Here is a 21,793-nt window from a genome sequence, read left to right as displayed (position 1 = left end):
TTGGTACGACCAAAAAGACAAAGTTCTGAGGATTATAGTCCTCTCTGTTCTACTCAGATTTTGTATCGGTCATCAGATCGAAAAATCAACTAACCAATTAACCAACTAACCAAACCACCGAAAACATGAAACTGATTTATTCTCTTCATTTACACTGACGCATCGAAATACCTGCGCAGCTGTTGCCCCGTCATTCATACCATTTATTGGTCCGGGATAGCTAAAAAATAATTTACAAAAGTACGGTTAGGTTGCAATGCCCTTCGACTGTGAATCTGTTCGCAACAGCGAAGGGCTGCTTTAACCTCCGGCAATATCAAATGACCTAAACTTAAAACCAGATATATGATAGAAAAACTACGCTATTCATTTAGAAATTTGGGACTGGGGATGCTCTGTTTAACGGCAGCAGCTCATCAGACGGCATATGCCCAATCCCAGGATAGTACTTTCAATAAGAAAGCACTGAACGATTCTGCAAGAAAGGTAGTCAGGAGTTCCTATTCCTTTCAACTGCCTTCCAGCAAAATTCCGGTACTTTTTGGTACACAGCGGAAAGAACAACTGTTGCAATCCCAGGGGGTCATCAGTGGAAATGAACTGCTGAGCTTTCCTGTGGCACAGATAGAAGCTACTTTATATGGAAAACTCGCTGGTCTTTATATGGTTCAGTCATCGGCCAAACCGGGAGAAGATGCGGCATCCATTTCCCTGAGGGGAAGGACTCCATTGGTCATCATTGATGGGGTGCCAAGAAATATGAGCAGCATCAACCCGGAACAGATTGCTTCTGTTTCCGTTTTAAAAGATGCACTGGCAACGGCTACTTATGGAATGAGGGGAAGCAATGGGGTAATCCTGATTGAAACGAAAAGAGGAGGTATTGCACCCAGAAAAATTTCTTTTACCGCGCAAAGCGGCATTCAGAAACAACTGAATATTCCTTCCTTCCTGAATGCCGGGGATTATGCCTCACTTTTTAATGAAGCATTGGCAAATGATGGAAAACCAGCAAGATATACGGCAGAAGCAATTGCAAAATACCGTGATGGTTCTGATCCGGTATTGTACCCTAATGTAGACTGGTACAATAGCATTCTCAAAAATAAGGCGAGCCAGCAACGGTATAACCTGAACTTCTCCGGAGGAAACGATAAGGCCCGCTATTTTGTTGACCTTGATTACCTGAATCAGGGTGGTTTCTTTGTTTCTGATGCCACAAGAAACAGTTATGAAACAAATAACTCCTTTAAACGCTATGGTTTCCGTACAAATGTAGATGCCGACCTGACCAAAAACCTGTTGCTTTCGCTGAACATCTTTGGAAGGATCAGAAATGGGAACGAACCTGGTGCTATTGATGCCAGTTTATCAGGGATCACAGGTTCAGATCTGATTTATATGAGTTTGCTAAGGACACCAAACAATGCCTATCCGATGCTAAACCCGGATGGTTCCTTCGGAGGAAATCAGCAATTTACCAATAACTTATATGGGCAGGTGATCGGATCGGGTTACAGGCCAAGCTATAACCGGAACCTGGGAGTCGATTTAAGCCTGAAACAAAAGCTTGATGGTTTGCTGGAAGGTTTATATGTAAAAGGTAAAGGATCTTTCAATACCTATTATTCTGAACTGATCAACCGTAGTAAATCCTTTGCGGTTTATCAGTATACCCCTAAACCGGATGGGGGTGCTGATATCATTAAATATGGTACAGATGGTTCTCAGAACAACAGCTCCAGACAGGATGTAACGAACAGACAGATTTATACAGAATTTCTGGCGGGTTACGATCAGGTGTTTGGAAATCATGAACTGAATGCTTCCCTCAATTATAACATCGATAATTATGTGAACAGCTCAGACCTGAGCATTACCAATTCTGCGCTTTCAGCAAGGTTTCAATACAATTACAGCAAAAAGTATTTCGTAGAGCTGGCCTCTTCCTATATGGGAATGAACCGCTACCCAACCAATAAACAATGGGGTTTTTTCCCCGCAGCAGGATTGGGCTGGGACATCTCAAAAGAAGATTTTATGAAATCTTTCAAATCTTTGAATACCCTCAAATTAAGGGGGAGTTATGGTCGTAGTGCCGACAATAGCGGAGCAGGAGATTTCCTTTATCAACAGTACTATGAGAGCAGCGGTTCTGTTTATTTTGGTAACCCGGCAACGAGCAACGGATCAATTGTAGAAGCGGCTTTAGCTAATCCTAACCTCAGTTGGGAAAAGGCAGATAAACTCAATATTGGCCTCGATATTTCTGCATTCCAGAACAAGCTGCAATTCTCAGCGGAATATTACCACAATGCCTATAGCGGCATGTTACAACAACGTGGAACCAATGCCAGTGCCATATTGGGCAATAAGAGGCCAATTGAAAATATTGGAGAAAGAACCTATAGCGGGGTAGAGCTGACTGCAGGTTATTATGGTAAAACGGGGAACATGAACTGGTTTGTAAGTGGAAATGCTTCGGTCAGCAAAAGCAGAATCGATTATATAGATGAGGTCATCAGGCCTTATGAATGGATGAAAAGGACCGGACTTCCGGTCGGACAGCCTTTTGGAATGGTGGCCGATGGTTTCTTCAATAATCAGACTGAAATTGACAACAGTGCGAAAGTGGATGGTTTTAAAGCGGTGCCTGGCGACATCAGGTATAAAGACCTGAACGGAGATGGTGTAATCAATGTTTTCGATGAACAGCCAATAGGAAGTACCAAACCGATGATTTTCTACGGATTAACTGCAGGTTTCAATTATAAAGGATTTGAATTTTCAATGGTATGGAACGGGGTAACCAACAGGAATGTTTTTGTAAACGGAGCCGGAACGTATGAGTTTCAATCTGTAGGAATTGGAGGTTCAGGACAGGCATTTGCCCATCACCTGGATCGCTGGACACCTGCAACGGCCAATACGGCGACTTATCCGCGTTTAACCGTTGGGAATAACATCAATAACCAAAGAAACTCTTCTTTCTGGTTAAAAAATGGCAGCTACCTGCGCTTAAAGAATGTGGAGTTTGCGTATTCCTTACCTCAGCACTGGATCAGCTTTATAAAGCTGGACAGGGCAAGGATCTTTGTGAATGGGAGCAATCTGCTCACCATTACCCCACTTGAGCGGGTAGATCCTGAAGTCGTAGCCTGGGATTATCCAAACCAACGCGTATTCAATTTTGGAATTAACCTACAGTTTTAAACCTGAACACTAAAGTAATGAAGCGTATAAAAAATATAATTACAGGATTAGGCCTGATTGCAATCATAGCTTCCTGCTCCAAATCAATGGAAAGCGAACCTCTGGAACGAATCGGGGAAGATCTGGTATTCGATAATATAGATAAGAATGCAGATTATGCAAAACAGTTTCTCAATGGTACTTATCTGCAATTGCCTGAGGGCTATAACAGGGTGATCAATAGTTTCCTGGATGTAGGGACTGATGATGCGGTATCTTCAGAAGACGGAAGTCTGGTGGAAGGTTTCAGAACCGGACTGATCTCCGGGCAAAACCTTCCCGATAACCAGTGGGAAAACAATTATACAGGTATCCGCAGGGCCAATATGTTCCTGAGTAAAATCGATGTGGTACCCACCACGCCGGAGTTGAAAATCCAGTGGAAAGCAGAAGCGCGTTTCCTTCGTGCTTACTTTTATTTTGAGCTGGTAAAAAGATGGGGCGGGGTTCCGCTGATTGGCGATAAAATATTCGGCCTGAACGATAATGTCAATCTAAAAAGAAATACTACTGACGAATGTTACGACTATATCCTGTCTGAAATTGAAGCGGTCAAAGACCTTTTGTTACCTGCAGTGCTCAGTGATCAGAATATTGGCAGAGCCAGTAAAGGTGCTGCCCTGGCTTTAAAGTCAAGAATCTTACTTTATAGAGCCAGCCCGCTATTGAATCCTGGTTCTGATCTTCAACGCTGGAAAGCTGCTGCTGATGCGGCAAAAGAGGTCATGACACTGGGCAATTATTCATTGGGAACTGATTTTATTGCCCTGTTTAATGCGGTTAAAAATCCGGAGATCATTTTCATGAAGGGGAAGGCACAAAGCCAGAATGTGGAACTGAATAACGGACCAATAGGATATACTGCAGGAAATGGAAATACCAGCCCGACTCAAAATCTGGTAGATGCTTTCCCTATGAAAAATGGCAAAATGCCAATGGAAACCGGCTCCGGATATGATGTCGCAAATCCCTATGCAAACAGAGATCCCCGATTTTCGGCAACAGTGCTTTTCAATACCAGTAAATGGCTGAACAGACCTGTAGAAACATTCAACGGAGGATTAGATCGTCCGGGAGGGAGCAGAACCCAAACAAAAACGGGTTATTACCTGCGTAAATTCATGGGAAAATTCGAGAGCTCTGGTATTTATAGCAACCAGAATCACCATGTGATGCTGTTTCGCTATGCGGAGATCTTATTGAATTATGCGGAGGCACTCAATGAATACAATGGCCCCGCTGCCGAAGTAACAGATGCCATCATTGCCATCAGAAAAAGAGCGGGAATTACTGCCGGAACAGATGGAAGGTATGGAATTGCGGCAGGTATCTCACAAGGCCAGATGCGTACCCTGATCAGAAACGAACGCCGCGTTGAAATGGCTTTCGAAGAACAACGGTTCTGGGATATCCGAAGATGGAAGATTGCGGAACAGGTGCTCAACGGCCCATTGAAAGGGATGAATATCGTTAAAAATCCAGATGGAACTTTTAACTATAGCATCCAGGATATTGCTCCGGCGGTTTTCGATGCTTCGAAGAATTACCTTTTCCCGATTCCTTATACGGAAATCCAGACCAATCCAAACATGACTCAAAATCCAGGATATACTTATTAATTCCTCCAAACAAACACAGAAATAATGAGAAAAATAATTCTTATATGCTTTATGCTGTGCCTGGGCACTATGGCATTCGCTCAACAGATCGTATTGAGTGGTAAAGTGACCGATCAGGAAGGTACTCCTCTTCCGGGTGCTACAATCGTTGAAACAGGAAGTGCCAAAAAGAATGGAACAACCACCAGCATCGAAGGAGCTTTTACCCTGCGGATCACAAGCAGGCAAATTACAGTCAGGAGTATGGGGTATGAACCTCAAACTGTTAATATCGGAACCAACCACTCCATTGTCGTGAAACTGGCAGATAACAATTCGCAGATGAATGAGGTAGTAGTTGTGGGCTATGCCAAACAAAAGAAAATTACCAATACTGGTTCCATTGCCACCATCAGTGGAAAAGAGCTGCGTCAGAGTCCGGCTGCAAGTATCCAGAATTCACTGGCAGGAAGGTTACCGGGACTATTCCAGCAACAAACAAGCGGGCAACCGGGAAAGGATGCTGCCAATATTTACATCCGCGGGGTCAGTTCATTCGCCGGAAACAGCAATAGTCCTCTGGTTATCGTGGATGATGTGGAATACCAGTATGCGCAGTTGAATCAGCTTGATCCAAATGAGGTGGAAAGTATTTCTATCCTTAAAGATGCGGCTACAACAGCGATTTATGGGATAAAGGGTGCCAACGGGGTAATCGTGATCACGACCCGAAGAGGAAAGGAAGGGCCCGCAGTGATTACTATCCGGACGGAAGCCGGTTTGCAGATGCCAACCATTTTAAGGAAATCACTGGATTCCTATCAATCCCTGCTCTTGATGAAGGAACAGGCAATCAATTCAGGACAGGATCCTAATAGTGTCTATCCTGGCCTGGTCAGTGATGCCGCTTTGGAACATTTCCGCCTGGGTGATGATCCGTTCCGCTATCCCAATGTAAACTGGTACGATCAGGTGATGAAGGACAATGCGGTACAGTTGCGCAACAACATCGACATCAGCGGGGGAACCAGCAGCCTTCGTTATTTCATCTCGGCAGGATCTATCTATCAAAACGGAATCCTTAAAGATGTAGACAGAAAGGAAGATTTTAATAACAATTATTATTTAAAAAGGTACAATATCCGCTCTAATGTTGATCTGGATGTCAACAAAAATTTAAGCCTGAAACTGGATCTTTCCACACGTTTCAGCGAAATCAATGAACCCTATTTACCGGATCCGATGGGGGGAGGGGCACTTCCTTTCTGGCGCAGGATCTCCAGTGGATTACTTGGCCCATGGGTATACCCGGTACGTAATGCCGATGGAAGTTATGGTGGGGTAAAAGGAGGTTCACTCAATCCGGTAGGAGCCCTGGAATATGGAGGGTATAAACGGAATTACAGCAATGACCTGAACCTCAACCTGAGTGCAGAACATAAGTTGGGATTCATTACGGAGGGTTTATCCCTGAAAGGAGTGGTCGCTTATACGAATAAGTCGGAGTTCAACAGGCAGCTGACGCGTGAACGGTTTCCGGTATATACCATGATTCCTTCAACAGGAGTTCTGGATCCGGTATATCCTGAGTTATTGAGGATTGAACCCCTGGTCAGAGGGAATGGTACTTATGAGTCGCCTTTCAGGAGATTGAATTTTCAGGCGATTCTGAATTACAGCAGACAGTTTGGACAGCATAATGTATATGGTTTGGTATTGACGAACCGTACAGGAGACATCAAAGGTTCTGATGCACCGGGAAACTTTCAGGGCTATGCCGGAAGGTTGGGGTATAATTTTAAATCGCGTTACCTGATTGAATTTAATGCGGGGTATAATGGCTCCGATCGTTTCAAGGCTAAAAATCGCTTTGGCTTCTTTCCTGCAATATCCGGAGGATGGAACATTAGCGAAGAACCCTTCTTTAAAGACAATATAAAAGTAATCAATTACCTGAAATTCAGAGGTTCTTATGGGACTGTTGGAAGTGATGAGGTGAAAGGCAACCGCTACCTGTACGATGAAGTTTATGAGGTGGCCGGCGGAGGGTATTATTTTGGGGAAAGCCCGACAGGGCAACCAAAAGTAACCCCTGGAACACTAGGTAACAATGACGTGCGTTGGGAAAAAGAACGTAAAGCAAATATCGGGATAGACATGAAGCTGTTCAATAGCAAGCTGGAAATTACTGCTGATTATTTTGATCACCTGAGGTACGACATCCTGACTGCTATGGAAACTGTTCCCGGATATACTGGTCTGAGCTTGCCACCGGTAAATATTGGAAGGGTGAGCAATAAAGGTTTTGAATTGGAACTGAATCACCGGAATGCGGTAAATGATCATTTCCAGTACTTTGTCCGCGCAAATGCTTCTTTTGCGAGGAACAAAATTCTTTTCAGAGATGAACCGTTTTCAGTAGCTCCAAACCTGAAGAAAACAGGTCGTCCGGTAGGACAGTTATACGGTTATATCTCTGAAGGTTTTTATAATGATGAGGCGGATATCGCAAATAGCCCGAAGGTAGCAGGAAAGCTGGTTAAGCCGGGTGACCTGAAATACAGGGATGTAAATGGTGATGGGATCATCGATGGAAATGACATCAGTCCTATTGGAAAACCAGAAACTCCTGAGCTTACTTATGGCTTCTCTGCCGGGTTTAGCTATAAAGATTTCGACTTTTCTTTCCTTTTACAGGGGGCAGCAAGAAGTAGCATCAGCTCAAATACCTTGTTGCAGATTGGTAACTCCAACGGAATCCCGGCAGCTATTCACCAGAAGCGCTGGACACCGGAAACCAGAGATGTAGCCGAATACCCCCGTTTGGGAGGGGTGAGTTTTGATGCGTCCACCTTCTGGTTGAGACCTGCAGATTACCTCCGTTTAAAAAATGTAGAGCTGGGATATCATTTGCCTAAACTCTTTACCCAGCGCTTGCGCTTAAAAGATGTCAGGTTCTTTGCAAGTGGACTCAACTTACTCACTTTTAATAAGTTGAAGATTTATGATGTAGACCCGGAATCCAAAAGAGGAAGTGTGGAGGCTTATCAGAATTATCCTCAGATGAAGATTGTCAATTTTGGATTACAAGTAACATTTTAAGAAGAAACCATGAAAAAATTATTTAAATATATCATGATCACTGCCTGTTTGGGACTTGCAGTGTGGAGCGGCGGATGTAAAAAAGCAACGGATAAAAGTTTCCTGGATCCTACAGATATAGGGCGGATCAATGAACAAACTGTGTTCGCCGACAGTGCATTGAGCATTCAGTTTTTGAATTCGGTCTATGCAGAGCTCGACAAAACTTATTTCATGGAAAATGGGACAGGGGGTGGTGGATTATGGGCCTTTTCTGATGCTTCTGATGATGGAGAGGCGCGGTATTCAGGTGGGTTTTCGCAGGGATTTAACCTGGCCAATGTGGCTGGAGCCTCTGATAGTGCGCCCAGTTTAGCGACATGGAATGTCTGTTACGCGATGGTGAGACGGGTGAATGTTTTTCTGTATAACATTGAACGTGCGCCGCTTTCTGCAGCAAAAAAGAAACAGTTAATCGCTGAATCCCGATTCTTAAGGGCTTATGCTTATTATCACTTGCTGAGAGTCTTTGGTGGAGTTCCCCTACTGGGAGATAAAAAATATGAGCTGAGTGATGATTTTATGTTACCTAGAAACAGCTTCGTGGAGACCCTTGGCTATATAGAAAAAGAACTCAATGAAGTTGCGCTGATATTGCCGTTGGAACAATTGCCGGAAGATTTTGGCAGGCCCACAAAAGGGGCAGCACTTGCAGTGAAGGCAAAGGTGCTGTTGATGGCTGCCAGCCCGCTTTACAATGAAAATAACCCAAACTCCGGCCCTTTAAAATCAATTCTCGGCTATGAAAGCTATGATGTCAATCGCTGGAAAATCGCCGCTGATGCGGCTAAAAGTGTCATGGACCTTGGACTCTACCGCCTTGTGGAAGACAATACCACTGCTCCGGGCTATGGCTATTATGACATGGGAATTCAACGTAAGAACTCTGAATATATCTTTCAGATTATGCGGAATACCGGGCGTTTTTATGAGCAATATATGCTGCCGGGTTCACGCGGAGGTCAGAATTTTGGAAATCCTACACAGCAGCTGATAGATGATTATCCGATGAAGAATGGTAAACTCATTTCAGAATCCGGATCAGGATACGTAGAAACAACACCATACCTCAACCGTGATCCAAGGTTTTATTACACGATTATCTATAACCAGGCACTATGGCTGGACAGGACCAGCTTAACAAAGAAGCCGGTAGACCTTTATGCCCTGGCTCCTGGTGATGGAATGGGGTCTGCTACCTACAATACCGTTTCGGGATACCTTTGGAGAAGGTTTTGTAATGAAAATGCAGGTGGGAACTACGGAGTGAGCAGCCAGATCGGTCTTGTGATTTCCAGATACGCGGATATCCTGCTTGCATTTGCAGAAGCAACAAATGAATTCCAGGGTCCGAATGCAGCAGTATATCAGGCGGTGGAAGCCGTCCGCAAACGTGCCGGACTGGATCCTTATGCCCTTGCTCCAGGCTTGACGAAAGAAGAAATGCGCACAGTAATCCGCCATGAGAGACGTATCGAATTTGCTTCGGAAGAAGGACATCGCCTCTTTGACATCTTTAGATGGAAAATTGCAGAAAACCTTTTAAACGGGCCAATGGGAGGAATGAAGTGGACGAAAAACGGCAATACTTTTACCAATGCCAGAATCACATTTGAAACCAGGAAATTTAACAGTCCCCAGATGTATTACCGGGCAATCCCCTTGAAAGAAATAAATAAGAATAATTTGCTGATCCAAAACCCCGGTTGGTAAAACGATAATCATTAGGTTAAGTTGTGTTTCCCCTTCGCTTGTTGTTTGGTCGCATCAGCGAAGGGTCCTTTTTATACCTGAATCTGAATTAAATAACCAAATCTATAAACCTTAATAATTAAACGATGAAAAGAAAAATCTTAATGTTATGCACAGCACTATCAATGATGTTATTGTTGTCTTTTGTGAACAAGGCACAGGCCCAGATTCAAATCAAAGAGTATCAGATTACAAGTACTGACAATAAAGTATTTAACTTAGTTGTACACCTGACTGCCCACCAGGGGATACAAGGTCTTTTGGTCACTGATCCGGGAAATACTTTTTTTCAATGGATACAACCACTGGATTTTACCGCAGGTGGTTATGAAGACGGGGCTTTTGAGGGAGATGCGAAATTTACGATCTGGGACCCCGCCTCTGCTGGTTATAAGCAATATCAGATCTTAATCACCTTGATGATAGATGGAGATGGATCAGGTACAGATGGGAAAGGTAACATTACGATATACGGATTATAAAACCAAATATGGAAACTCAAAACACAGCACTGAATAAAAGCAATTTATCGCTCAATCTAAGGAAGTGGATCTTATCCTCTCTGTTGATTTTGGGTTTCCATTTGGTATACGGACAAAAAGAAGCATCCAGAAACTGGTTGATTGCTGAATTCAATAAAGGTGTAGATTTTAATCAGATCGGAGCATGGAGAAAAGAACAGCAATTACAAACCTTTCAAAAGATTGATGCCCTTCCTGAAGGTTTAAAATCTACATTTATCAAACAGGCAGAACAGGCAAATGGATACACCTGGCCTTCCTTACCGGCAAGCCTTTATCTGGATTATAAACATACCGGAACGAGAACCAATTACGAGCAATTGCAATCCGAAAGACGGAGAAAATTATCAAACCTGGTGATCGGCGAACTGATCGAAAGAAAAGGAAGGTTTATTCCTCAATTGGTCAACGGTCTTTGGCTGGTGCTGGAAGAAAGTACCTGGGTAGCTCCCGCGCATATCGTGGTACAAAAGGAAGGGGCAGACCTTCCCAATGCTGAAGATGGATATATTGACCTGAACGCGGGTCGTACAGCAGTCACGGTAGCCATGATTTATCATTTGCTTGCTCCGGAACTTGCCAGCTATTCCAAAGTGATCAATAAGAGGATTCTGTCTGAACTGGACAAAAGAATATTTCAGCCCTATATGAAGTACAATCATTTCTGGTGGATGGGCTTCAAAGGAAATGCAGTCAACAACTGGAACGCATGGGTCAATACCAATTGTATGCACACTGCTTTACTGACCATGCAAAATCCGGATTCTCTGAACAGCTTCGCCGGAAAAATCATGCGCAGTGCTGACAATTTCATTAATCAATATCCTTTAGACGGAGGTTGTGACGAAGGTCCCAGTTACTGGGGAGAGGCCGGAGGTAAACTCATCAGGTTGTTGACCTTATTGAGCAGTGCAAGTAAGGGACAACTCAACTGGCAGAACAAACCACTCCTCCATGAGATGGGAAAGTACATTTATAAAATGCATATCGCAGACGATTATATGGTGAATTTTGCAGATGCTACTGCCCGTTCAACCCCGGATTTTGAAAGTATTTACCAGTTTGGGACGCTCTTTAATGATCCGGTATTGAAACAGTTCGCGGCTTTTCAGTTTAAGCAGGAACATCAGAAACTTCCATCAGGAGATGTAACTGATTTTGTACAGTCTGTAGCGATCTATGAAGACCTGTTGAAAATTCCTGCAGTTGCCCCATACCCTCAGGTTTCCCTGTTACCGCAATTACAGGTACTGACGATGCGATCGGAAGCGGGAAGCACGAGAGGCATGTTTGTCGCAATAAAGGGAGGTCACAATGCCGAAAGTCATAACCATAATGATATTGGCAATTTCATCATTTATATGGATGGTAAGCCTGCTATCATTGATGTAGGAGTAGGCACTTATACCAGTAAGACATTCAGTAAACAACGCTACGAATTGTGGAACCTGCAATCCCAATGGCACAACTGCCCTGACATCAATGGCAGTCAGCAGCTGGACGGAAAAAAGTATGCGGCAAAAGACTTTGTCTATGCCCATAAACCTGGTCATGAAAGCCTGTCTTTAGATCTGGCTGCCGCTTATCCTGAAGCAGCTGCCGTAAGCAGTTGGAAGCGTAACCTGGATTTTTATCCGGCCAAAGAAATGTTAACCTTAACAGAGTCTTATCAGCTGAAAAAATTTCAGCAGCCTTCCCTGTTAAATTTTGTAACCTCTGAGCCTGTTCAGCAAGGCTCGGGAGAGCTGATTTTCGGTAAAACAGGCCTTGCCCTGAAATACGATCCAGCGAAATTCGAGGTCAAAGCAGAGACAGAAGAACTCGAAGATCCAAGACTGAAAAAGAGCTGGGGAGAGAAGGTATACCGGGTACAATTGATATTCAAAAGTAAAACACTAAAGGATCAGGTTGTCCTTAAATTCTATAAAAAATAATTACGACTAATACCAATACACAGAGAAACAATGAAAGGATTGATAATTGCAGCATTAGGGCTTTCCCTTCTGACGAATTTACAACCGGCATCTGCACAACAGGTTGCTGTTAAAGAACAAATAACCCTGCTGCATGGCTCCCATAGGGTCGGAAAAAGAAGCGATGCAGCTATGGAAAAGTGGAGGGGTTATGGCCTTGGGCAATTTATCCATTGGGGTTTATACGCCATCCCTGGCGGCGCCTGGAATGGAAAACAGTATAATGGTGCTGCCGAGTGGATCAGGTCCTGGAACGGAATTCCTAAATCTACCTATGATTCCCTGAATTACAGCTTTAACCCAACTGCTTTTGATGCGAAGGCATGGGCAAAAACAGCCAGACAAATGGGGGCAAAGTACGTGACTTTTACCACCAAACATCATGATGGATTTTGCTTGTGGCCAAGTAAGTACACGAAATATACCGTAAAGAATTCCCCTTATAAAAAAGATATCGTAAAGGCGGTAGTAGATGCTTATGATCAGGAAGGGATAGATGTGATCCTGTATTTTTCGGTGATGGACTGGAACCATCCAGATTGGCGGTATGACCTCAAAACCAAAGAAGACAGCATTGCCTTTGAACGCTTCAAGAAGTTTACACGCAACCAGCTGATCGAATTACTGACCAATTACCCTACCGTCAAAGGCTTATGGTTTGATGGAACCTGGGATAAATCATGGGTGAAACAGGCTGCTTTTGCTGATGAGCTGGAAACGGAAATGCGCAAACTTCGTCCGGGGCTGATCATTGGCAGCAGGTTCAGGGCAGACGAAAACGGAAAACGTCATTTTGATTCCAATGGGGTATTAATGGGGGATTACGAACAGGGATGGGAAAGGAAAATACCTGCTAAAATCGAAGATGTTCATGGCAACGACTGGGACTGTGTGATGACGGTTCCCGAAAACCAGTGGGGTTATAATGCGGCATGGAACGGGCATATCAAAACGGGGAATGAGCTGATCGAAATGACGGCCAGATGTGTTTCCATGGGAGGTAATTTTGTGCTCAATTTCGGCCCTAAAGGGGATGGTTCCATCCGTCAGGAAGAAATCAAACTGGCAACAGAAATTGGCGATTGGATGAAGATCAATCAGGAGGCCATCTATAATTGTGAATATGCAGGTTATGAGAAACAAGACTGGGGTTATTTCACAAAAAAGAGCGGAACGGATAAGATTTATATGGTCGTGTTTAATGTGCCGGTATCAGCCGCGTTAAGAATAAAAACACCTCCAAAGACGATCATCAAAAAAGCATACCTGCTGGCTGATACTCAGGAGGTTTTTAGTCCTGAGGAGATCAGCGGAGATGAGTATTTCCTGCATCTGAAAAAAAGGGAACAATCAAAGCCATTTGTCATTGTGCTGGAAACTGCCAAAGCAGAAAAAGGTAATGGTACTAAATATGAGAAAGCTAAAATTTAAAAACGAGATACAGATATGAGGATTAAACGGGAGAGATCTTTGTTGGTGTTGCTGGCAGTTGCCATGCTGTTGAGCACCACAGTAAGGTCACAAACGAAGGTGAAAGAAAGTGCAAGACAAGTGATTGCCATCAATAACGATTGGCAGTTTAAAAAAGATGCCAACCGGAGAGATGCTGCTTTAACGGACCTGAAATGGAAAAATGTCAGTATTCCTCACACCTGGAACGACAAAGACATCCAGTCGGGAAATGGTTTTTATGCGGGGGATGCTACTTATAAAAAGGAGCTTCAGGCGGATACAAGCTGGAAGGGGAAGCGGATATTCATACGTTTTGAAGGGGTCGGATCTGAATCCCGTTTGTATGTGAACGAACGCTTTATCGGAGAGCATAAAGGATCATATTCTGCCTTTGCTTTCGATATTTCCTATGCGTTGAAATACGGACAGAAAAATAAAATTGAAGTACGTGTAAATAACCAGGAACGCGAAGATGTGATTCCCATTAACAACCGCTTGTTCCCGATCTATGGTGGGATTTACCGTCCTGTATCATTGATTGTTACCAATAAGGTAAATATTGCGGTAACTGATTTTGCCTCACCGGGGATATACATTAGTCAGAAAAATGTTTCTGCTAAATCAGCAGATGTTCAGCTGAAAGTGAAGATGGAAAACAAGTCGGAGCAGCGTGTGGCCCTGACCCTGTCGGCGAAAATTTATGATGCAGACGGGAAGGTGGTTAAGGAAGAAAATACTCCGGTCAATGTGTCTACACAAGGGGAGCAGATCTTTACCCAAAACCTGAATCTGGTAAATCCACATTTATGGAACGGAATTAAAGATCCTTATCTCTATAAACTGGTGGCCAGAATTATGGATGGAGACCAGGTCCTGGATGAGGTTAGTCAGCCTCTGGGGATCCGTAAATTTGAGATGAAACCTGGTAAAGGGTTTTTCCTGAATGATGAGCCTTACCGCTTGCTTGGGGTCTGCCGCCATCAGGATAAGCAGGACGAGGGTAATGCCTTATCAAATGATCAACATGTTGCAGATTTAAATGACATTAAGGAAATGGGAGCCACTTCTATCCGCTTTGCGCATTATCAGCAATCAGAATACCTTTATTCAAAATGCGACAGCATGGGCTTTGTCATCTGGGCGGAAATTCCTTTTGTAAATGCGGTTTCCGGTAAGGAAGCTGGCAATGCGCAACATCAGCTCAGAGAATTGATCCGTCAGAATTTCAACCATCCTTCCATCTATGTATGGGGACTTCATAATGAAGTTTATGGAAAAACACCGGATGATTATACCGCTGTACTGACCAGAGATCTGGATGATATCTCAAAAACAGAAGATCCTGACCGTTACACCGTAAGTGTGAGTGGTTATGGGGAAATGGACCGTCCTACAAATCTGAATGCTGATATTCAGGGTATGAACCGTTATTATGGCTGGTATGAAGGCCGGATCGGTGATCTGGAACAATGGGTGTCTGGTCTGGAAAAAAAATATCCTGAGAACAGACTGGTGCTTTCTGAATATGGGGTGGAAGCAAACATTGATCAACAGGAAGAACTGAGCAGGGATACAGGCAACCCTTCCGGACAGTTCTGGCCTGAAGCTTATCAGCAGAAGTTCCATGAGATTCAATGGGGGATTATTGAAAAACATCCTTATATCGCAGCCTCTTATGTCTGGAACATGTTTGATTTTGCAGTGCCTCCTGCAAATGGGGGAGGTGTACCAGCAAGAAACATGAAAGGGCTGATCACTTTTGATCGAAAAGTGAAGAAAGATGCATTTTATTGGTATAAAGCAAACTGGAATCCGGAACCAATGGTGTACATCGCCGGCAGAAGGAACAATAAAAGGGTCAATGCGTTAACTACAGTAACAGTATATTCCAATACAGGGACACCGGAACTGATCGTGAATGGCAGGAAAGTAACGGGAGTCAAAAAAGGAACTACCGCGGTTCATTATATTTTTGAAAAGGTGAAGCTTCAAAAAGGAAAGAATAGTATTGAGGCAGCAGCCGGGAGTGGGAATACTATAAAAAAAGATCACTTAAACTGGACTTTTTAATAAAAATTAACAAATAACGGCATATGGATGTGTGCCGTTATTGTTGAACCTAATGATTTCTCTTCTTTGTGATGTTCAAAATCGAAATGTCATCCGATTATTTGAAATTAACGTGTAATTTCTTCCTTTATTTGTTTAATCCTAATGATTTAAGTGTGAATTTTTGTTAAAAAGATATTTTTTTGAACGTTTGTGTAATAAATTACGGTCGAAAATGTCTTACTTAGTGAAAGCGTAGAGGGAGCGCTTGTTAATAAGCTTGAATACACCATGATTGACACAGAAGATGTTAATTCTTATAGTAATTCTACTGAAACGGAACTGATTTCCTTGTTAAAGGATGGGGATCGTGTTGTTTTTGCTTATCTGTATCAATTGTATAGTCAGAAAATCTACAGCAATCTGAAACGATTGTTAAAAGATGAAGAAATTGCTCAGGAATTTTTGCAGGATGTTTTTCTAAAAATATGGGATAAAAGAGCTGAGCTGGCCATTCATACTTCTTTTCATTCCTATTTATATCGTATTGCGGAAAACCTGGTAAAGGATTATTTTAGAAAAGCAGTGCGCGATAAGAAGTTAATGGAACACCTGGTTGTTGCTGCCTCAGGGTTGTACCTGGATATTGAAGAAATGTATATTGGTAAGGAAGACCAGACCTTGCTGAATAAAGCAATCGAAACTTTACCTCCTCAACGCCGTAAAATATTTATACTGTGTAAACTTGAAGGTAAATCTTATGATGAGGTCGGTCAGTTACTGGGCATTTCAAACTCGACAATTAACGATCATATTGTCCGGGCCACAAAAGCGATCAAAACCTATTTTGTTACCTCCGGCGAGTTGAGCATTATCTTAATTGCAGCAGCAATTATTTCCGAACAAATCTAATCATCCCAAAATTATTTCATTTTTTTTTAAACATGGAGCCGATGGTTTTCTCCTGACCAGCGTCTTACATTTAAAACTGTGCATATTTTGGAATTGAAAAATCAACTGTTAACCAAGTATCTGAATAATGAAAGTTCCCCTGATGAGGTGAAAGAACTCTTATCATTTTTTAACACAAAAGATGAAGCTGTTCTGCTGAAGGCGATTATGGAGCGGTTTGAACTGGATAAAGTAGAACCTCTTTCCAGGTTAAATCCTGATCAGGATATACTGGATAAGGTCTATCTAAAAATCACATCCAGAATAGAGTCTAAAACTCCGGTTCCTTTATGGCCAAATTTCCTGAAACCTTTGGCGGCAGTGGCAGCGGGGCTTTTCATGATAGGATTTCTGTTTTTTTATTATTCGGACCATAACAAAACAGAAAGAGAACTGGCCCGTCTGGAAAAGGAAGATATTATGCCTGGTTCAGATAAAGCCTACTTAACGCTTGCAAATGGTAAACGTATTGTCCTTACTGATGTGGCTAATGGGAAGCTGGCCAGTGAGGCAGGCATAGAAATCAGTAAAACAGATGGCGGACAACTCATCTATACGATAAAAGACAACCAGGAAATCAATGGTAATCAGATGAATACGATTGAAACACCCAAGGGAGGTCAGTATCAGGTTATTTTGCCTGATGGCTCTAAAGTATGGCTTAACGCCGCTTCTAAATTGACTTATCCGGTTTCTTTTGCCCCCCCAAACAACACCAGGAGAGTCGAGTTAGACGGCGAAGCCTATTTTGAGGTAACCAGGGATAAAGCGCGTCCGTTTAAGGTCAAAACCATGCAGCAAGAGGTAGAAGTGCTGGGTACTCATTTTAACATTAACAGCTATTCAAAATTCGCGAAAACCACCCTGCTGGAAGGTTCTGTGAAAGTTTCCCTTACTGGTTCGGAACAGGAGCCAATTGTGCTGAGACCTGGAGAGCAGGCGTTCCAAAAAGGAACGACTTTAGAAGTTAGTGCCGTCAATACTGATCAGGTCGTGGCCTGGAAAGAAGGCTGGTTCTATTTCAAAAGCAATACATTATCCGAAGTTTTAGCTGAAGCGGCCAATTGGTATGATCTCGAGATCATATACGAAGGGAAAGTGCCGGCAGATCGGTTTACAGGGAAAGTGAACAGATCTGTGACCTTAAGTAAGTTCATCAAAATGTTGCAGCTGAGTGATGTTCAATTCAGCATAGAGGGGAGAAAGATGAAGATCTCTTCAAATTAAATCACATCATAAAACAATCAACCATATCAATTTAACTAATCAACTAACCAAAACATGGAAAAAAATTACAAAAGCGACGGGGGTTAAGGGATAGAGGTTGAATTCAAAAAAAGGACCTTCGATGGCGATCGACGGTCCTCTAATCATTGGGTTTAACCTTTAACAATCTTGTACAAACAGTTTATCAGAAAACCCAACCAAAACAAACATATGAATAATATTGTTCATTGCGTTCTGCTGCCAAAAAAAACGCAGCAGCGCAATCAAATTTGGAGAATTATGAAGTTGACCTTCGTTATTCTATTCCTCGCCCTTATGCAAATCAGTGCGGCAGGAATAGCCCAAAACATTAACCTTAATAAAAAGAACAGCTCGCTTACCGAAATTTTTACAGAGCTTGGAAAACAAAGTGGATACCAGTTTTTCTACAATGAACGAATACTGGAGAAAGCAAGTAAGGTTGATGTTTTGGTAACAAATAGTACTTTAAATGAAGCATTGATTCTATGCTTCAAAAATCAGCCGTTTTCCTATGAGATCCTGGACAAAACAGTCGTTATCAAGGAAAAGGAAAAAAATCTTCTGGATAAAATTGCCGATTATGTCAATTCAGTTCAGGTCAGCGGACATGTAACTGATAAGAGCGGCGCGGCATTACCCGGGGTAAGTATAAAGGTAAAAGGAGGAACAACATCTGCTTCCACTGATCAGAAAGGTGCTTATCAAATTCGCGTCGAGGAAAGTGCTACATTGGTCTTTAGCTATATTGGTTACAAAAGCAGGGAGGTTCAGATCTCTGGTAAAACTACCATTGATGTTGTTCTTGAAGAGGATGTGAGCCAATTGAAGGAGGTCACGGTTTCTACCGGATATCAAACGATCAGTAAGAAGTTGTTTACCGGTTCAGCAGTAACCCTGACTGGTGCAGATGCAAAACGCGATGGAATCTCTGATGTGAGCAGAATGCTGGAAGGACGTGTGGCGGGGGTTTCGGTACAGAATGTCTCCGGAACCTTTGGTGCCGCCCCAAAAATCAGAGTTCGTGGTGCAACTTCAATCACTGGTGAAAATAAACCGTTATGGGTGATTGATGGGGTGGTTATTGAAGATATTGTAAATATTTCCAACGACCAGTTGTCGACTGGTGATCCCAGTACTTTATTGGGCTCATCTGTAGCAGGTCTCAATTCTGATGATATTGAAAGTTTTCAAATTCTAAAGGATGCTTCGGCAACTTCCTTATACGGTGCACGTGCGATGAATGGCGTAGTTTTGATTACCACTAAAAAAGGAAAAGTAGGAGATGGTTCGCCTTTGATTTCTTATACTGGGAATTTTTCCAGCTATTTAAAGCCTTCCTATAAAACATTTGACATTATGGATTCCTATGACCAGATGTCTGTGTTCTCCGAAATGGATAGAAAAGGGCTTTTAGGATATGGTGGCATTGTGAACAGTGCAAATGGAGGAGTTTACAAAAAACTTTATCAGAGCCTCGATTTTATAAATGGAGGAACGACTCCGGGGGTGTACAATTCGCCGGAAGCCCGGGCCGGATTTTTATATAAGTATGCCAACCAAAATACAGATTGGTTTGACGTGTTATTTAAGAATTCATTTATGCAGGAGCATTCCTTAAGTGTTTCAACGGGTTCTGATAAATCTCAAATGTATTATTCCACCAGTTACCTGAAGGATAACGGCTGGACGATCGCAGATCAGGTACAACGGTTTACAGGAAATATCCGTGGAAACTGGAAAATTAACGATAAACTTAGTTTTGGATTGATCACCACCGGATCTATCCGTGATCAGAAAGCACCCGGAACCTTAGGCCGGACAAGTAATCCGGTATCAGGAGAGTTTTCCAGAAATTTCGATTTGAATCCATTTAGTTATGCTTTAAATACCAGTCGTACACTAAACCCTTACGATCAGAATGGAAATCTGGAGTACTTTACAATGAATTATGCTCCGTTTAATATCATTAACGAGTTGGATAATAATATACTGGAGTTAAATCTGATGGATTTAAAAGTTCAGGGAGAGCTCAAGTATAAAATCACCAAAAACCTTACTTATGATGTAATTGGCGCATATCGTTACGCAAAGACAGGACAGGATCATTCTGTTAAAGAGAATTCAAATATGCCTCAGGCCTATCGTGCAGGGGTTTATCCTGAAAACGCGACGATAAGAAGCAATAACAAGTTCTTGTACACCCCACCAAATGATCCGGATAGTGATCCTGTTTCTATACTACCTCAGGGCGGGATGTTCTATACCAATGACGACTTATTGAAAAGTTTCTTTGTACGTAACAGTCTGGACTATAATACCACAATAAATGAGAAACATCTCGTTCGTTTATTCGCGTCTCAGGAAATGAGATACATTGACAGGAAGAACACTCAGTTTACAGGTTATGGTTATCAATTTGATAAAGGAGGAGTCCCGTTTATTGATCCGAGAGCAATTACAAAATCTGTAGAAGGGAATTTCAACTATTACGCGATGCAAAAATGGTTTGACCGTTATCTGGCTTATGCAGCTACCGGATCGTACTCCTACAATAACAAATATCAATTGAACGGAACTGTAAGGTATGATGGTTCGAATAAGCTTGGGGAATCCAGACAGGCACGATGGTTACCTACATGGAATGTGAGTGGATCATGGAATGCGGATGAAGAAGAGTTTATGAAAAAACAAAGCACCATCAGTAAACTGACGATAAGAGGAACCTATGGGTTAACGGCGAGTCTGGGAAATGCAACAAATTCCAGTTTGGTCGTGAAAAGTGGAAATACGTTAAGGCCTTTTCTTTCTGAAATTGAAACGGGTCTTGCAATTCAAAACCTTGAAAATTCTCAGCTGACCTGGGAAAAACAATATGAAGCCAATGTAGGAATTGACATCTCTTTTCTGAACAACCGCTTAAATGTAACTGTCGATGCTTATCGACGTAAAGGCTTTGACCTGATCGGGGCAATCAGAACTCCGGGCATAGGTGGTGAAGCTTTTAAAATTGCCAATTATGCAGATATGATTTCCAGAGGTATTGAAGGATCAATAGGCGGAGCGATCATCAAAAAGAAGGATTTAACATGGAATTCTCAGCTTAACTTTGGCTATAATAAAGGAAAAATCACAAATTTAATCAGTGAACCATCGATTCTGAGTCTGGTAGGACCTGATGGTGGTGCTCAGTTGGGCTACCCGACCCGTGCTTTGTTCTCTATCGATTTCGAAAAAATAAAGGCAGATGACGGAGTTCCTTCCTTTATTAATGAAAATGGAGAGTTAAGTACAAAAGTTTTCTTACAAAGTTCAGATAACAAGTATTTGAAATATGAGGGACCTATAGATCCTCTGTTTAATGGGGGATTCTATAACTCAGTGTCATACAAAGGATTTACAGCATCGCTGTTGTTTACTTTCAGTGCAGGGAACAAAATCAGGCTCAACCCGGTATACAAAAATAACTATTCTGATCTGGATGCGATGCCAAATGATTTCCTCCGACGCTTTGTGCTGTATAAAGATGATCAGACCCCATCGATTATAGATAAAAGAAATGCGACAAGACTGGATGGAGCTTATCCATATAACTCCTATAACTACTCGACTTCAAGAGTTGCAGATGGAGGCTTTGTACGTCTTAAATCTATCACGCTTGGATATAACCTTCCAAAATTAATGGTGAGTAAAATTGGCTTAAAAACGGCATCTCTGACTGCGGTTGCCAACAACATTGCTTTGCTGTATTCAGATAAAAAATTAAATGGTCAGGATCCTGAGTTTTTCAGCAGTGGAGGGGTAGCCCTGCCAATGCCCAGACAGTTTACTCTTTCACTTAAAGTTGGATTATAGTAAA

General features: G+C 42.5%; 11 protein-coding genes. All 11 read left to right on the top strand.

Translation table 11 applies throughout. The features are described 5' to 3' along the window. Window positions 1–345 precede the first annotated feature (345 nt). Complete coding sequence (locus BUC20_RS22830) at window positions 346–3,213, top strand: SusC/RagA family TonB-linked outer membrane protein (protein ID WP_084529186.1); 2,868 nt, start codon at window positions 346–348, stop codon at window positions 3,211–3,213. Window positions 3,214–3,230: 17 nt separating this feature from the next. Further along, on the top strand, window positions 3,231–4,871 hold the full coding sequence (locus BUC20_RS22825) for a RagB/SusD family nutrient uptake outer membrane protein (protein WP_073233430.1): 1,641 nt from the start codon (window positions 3,231–3,233) through the stop codon (window positions 4,869–4,871). A gap of 24 nt (window positions 4,872–4,895) precedes the next feature. Further along, complete coding sequence (locus BUC20_RS22820; protein WP_073233428.1) at window positions 4,896–7,952, top strand: SusC/RagA family TonB-linked outer membrane protein; 3,057 nt, start codon at window positions 4,896–4,898, stop codon at window positions 7,950–7,952. A gap of 9 nt (window positions 7,953–7,961) precedes the next feature. Further along, window positions 7,962–9,704: a RagB/SusD family nutrient uptake outer membrane protein gene (locus tag BUC20_RS22815; protein ID WP_084529184.1), complete on the top strand. Its 1,743-nt coding sequence runs from the start codon at window positions 7,962–7,964 to the stop codon at window positions 9,702–9,704. 125 nt (window positions 9,705–9,829) lie between these two features. After that, window positions 9,830–10,225 (top strand): hypothetical protein, encoded by a 396-nt coding sequence (locus BUC20_RS22810; protein WP_073233426.1) that lies wholly within the window; start codon window positions 9,830–9,832, stop codon window positions 10,223–10,225. 8 nt (window positions 10,226–10,233) lie between these two features. Beyond that, window positions 10,234–12,198 carry a heparinase II/III domain-containing protein gene (locus BUC20_RS22805; RefSeq protein WP_073233423.1) on the top strand — a complete coding sequence of 655 codons (1,965 nt, stop codon included), beginning with the start codon at window positions 10,234–10,236 and terminating at the stop codon, window positions 12,196–12,198. Between the two features lie 30 nt (window positions 12,199–12,228). Next, window positions 12,229–13,668, top strand: coding sequence for an alpha-L-fucosidase (locus BUC20_RS22800; protein WP_073233421.1), 1,440 nt, complete (start codon window positions 12,229–12,231; stop codon window positions 13,666–13,668). Window positions 13,669–13,683: 15 nt separating this feature from the next. Next, complete coding sequence (locus tag BUC20_RS22795; RefSeq protein ID WP_143166884.1) at window positions 13,684–15,759, top strand: glycoside hydrolase family 2 protein; 2,076 nt, start codon at window positions 13,684–13,686, stop codon at window positions 15,757–15,759. 270 nt (window positions 15,760–16,029) lie between these two features. After that, a complete protein-coding gene (locus tag BUC20_RS22790; protein WP_073233419.1) occupies window positions 16,030–16,650 on the top strand; it encodes an RNA polymerase sigma factor in 621 nt (206 codons plus the stop codon). Window positions 16,651–16,737: 87 nt separating this feature from the next. After that, window positions 16,738–17,916: a FecR family protein gene (locus tag BUC20_RS22785; protein ID WP_084529182.1), complete on the top strand. Its 1,179-nt coding sequence runs from the start codon at window positions 16,738–16,740 to the stop codon at window positions 17,914–17,916. Between the two features lie 279 nt (window positions 17,917–18,195). Then, a complete protein-coding gene (locus BUC20_RS22780) occupies window positions 18,196–21,789 on the top strand; it encodes a SusC/RagA family TonB-linked outer membrane protein (RefSeq protein WP_073234016.1) in 3,594 nt (1,197 codons plus the stop codon). The last annotated feature ends 4 nt before the right edge of the window (window positions 21,790–21,793 follow it).

The organism is Pedobacter caeni, from assembly GCF_900129215.1.
GTDB classification, from domain to species: Bacteria; Bacteroidota; Bacteroidia; order Sphingobacteriales; family Sphingobacteriaceae; genus Pedobacter; species Pedobacter caeni.
Note: the sequence above shows the minus strand (reverse complement) of the source record. Positions and strands in the feature narration are given on the sequence as shown.

Bases quoted from the DNA above. Each gene is read 5' to 3' on its own strand.
- BUC20_RS22830 (WP_084529186.1), top strand. From the start codon at position 346: ATGATAGAAAAACTACGCTATTCATTTAGAAATTTGGGACTGGGGATG.
- BUC20_RS22825 (WP_073233430.1), top strand. From the start codon at position 3,231: ATGAAGCGTATAAAAAATATAATTACAGGATTAGGCCTGATTGCAATC.
- BUC20_RS22820 (WP_073233428.1), top strand. From the start codon at position 4,896: ATGAGAAAAATAATTCTTATATGCTTTATGCTGTGCCTGGGCACTATG.
- BUC20_RS22815 (WP_084529184.1), top strand. From the start codon at position 7,962: ATGAAAAAATTATTTAAATATATCATGATCACTGCCTGTTTGGGACTT.
- BUC20_RS22810 (WP_073233426.1), top strand. From the start codon at position 9,830: ATGAAAAGAAAAATCTTAATGTTATGCACAGCACTATCAATGATGTTA.
- BUC20_RS22805 (WP_073233423.1), top strand. From the start codon at position 10,234: ATGGAAACTCAAAACACAGCACTGAATAAAAGCAATTTATCGCTCAAT.
- BUC20_RS22800 (WP_073233421.1), top strand. From the start codon at position 12,229: ATGAAAGGATTGATAATTGCAGCATTAGGGCTTTCCCTTCTGACGAAT.
- BUC20_RS22795 (WP_143166884.1), top strand. From the start codon at position 13,684: ATGAGGATTAAACGGGAGAGATCTTTGTTGGTGTTGCTGGCAGTTGCC.
- BUC20_RS22790 (WP_073233419.1), top strand. From the start codon at position 16,030: ATGATTGACACAGAAGATGTTAATTCTTATAGTAATTCTACTGAAACG.
- BUC20_RS22780 (WP_073234016.1), top strand. From the start codon at position 18,196: ATGAAGTTGACCTTCGTTATTCTATTCCTCGCCCTTATGCAAATCAGT.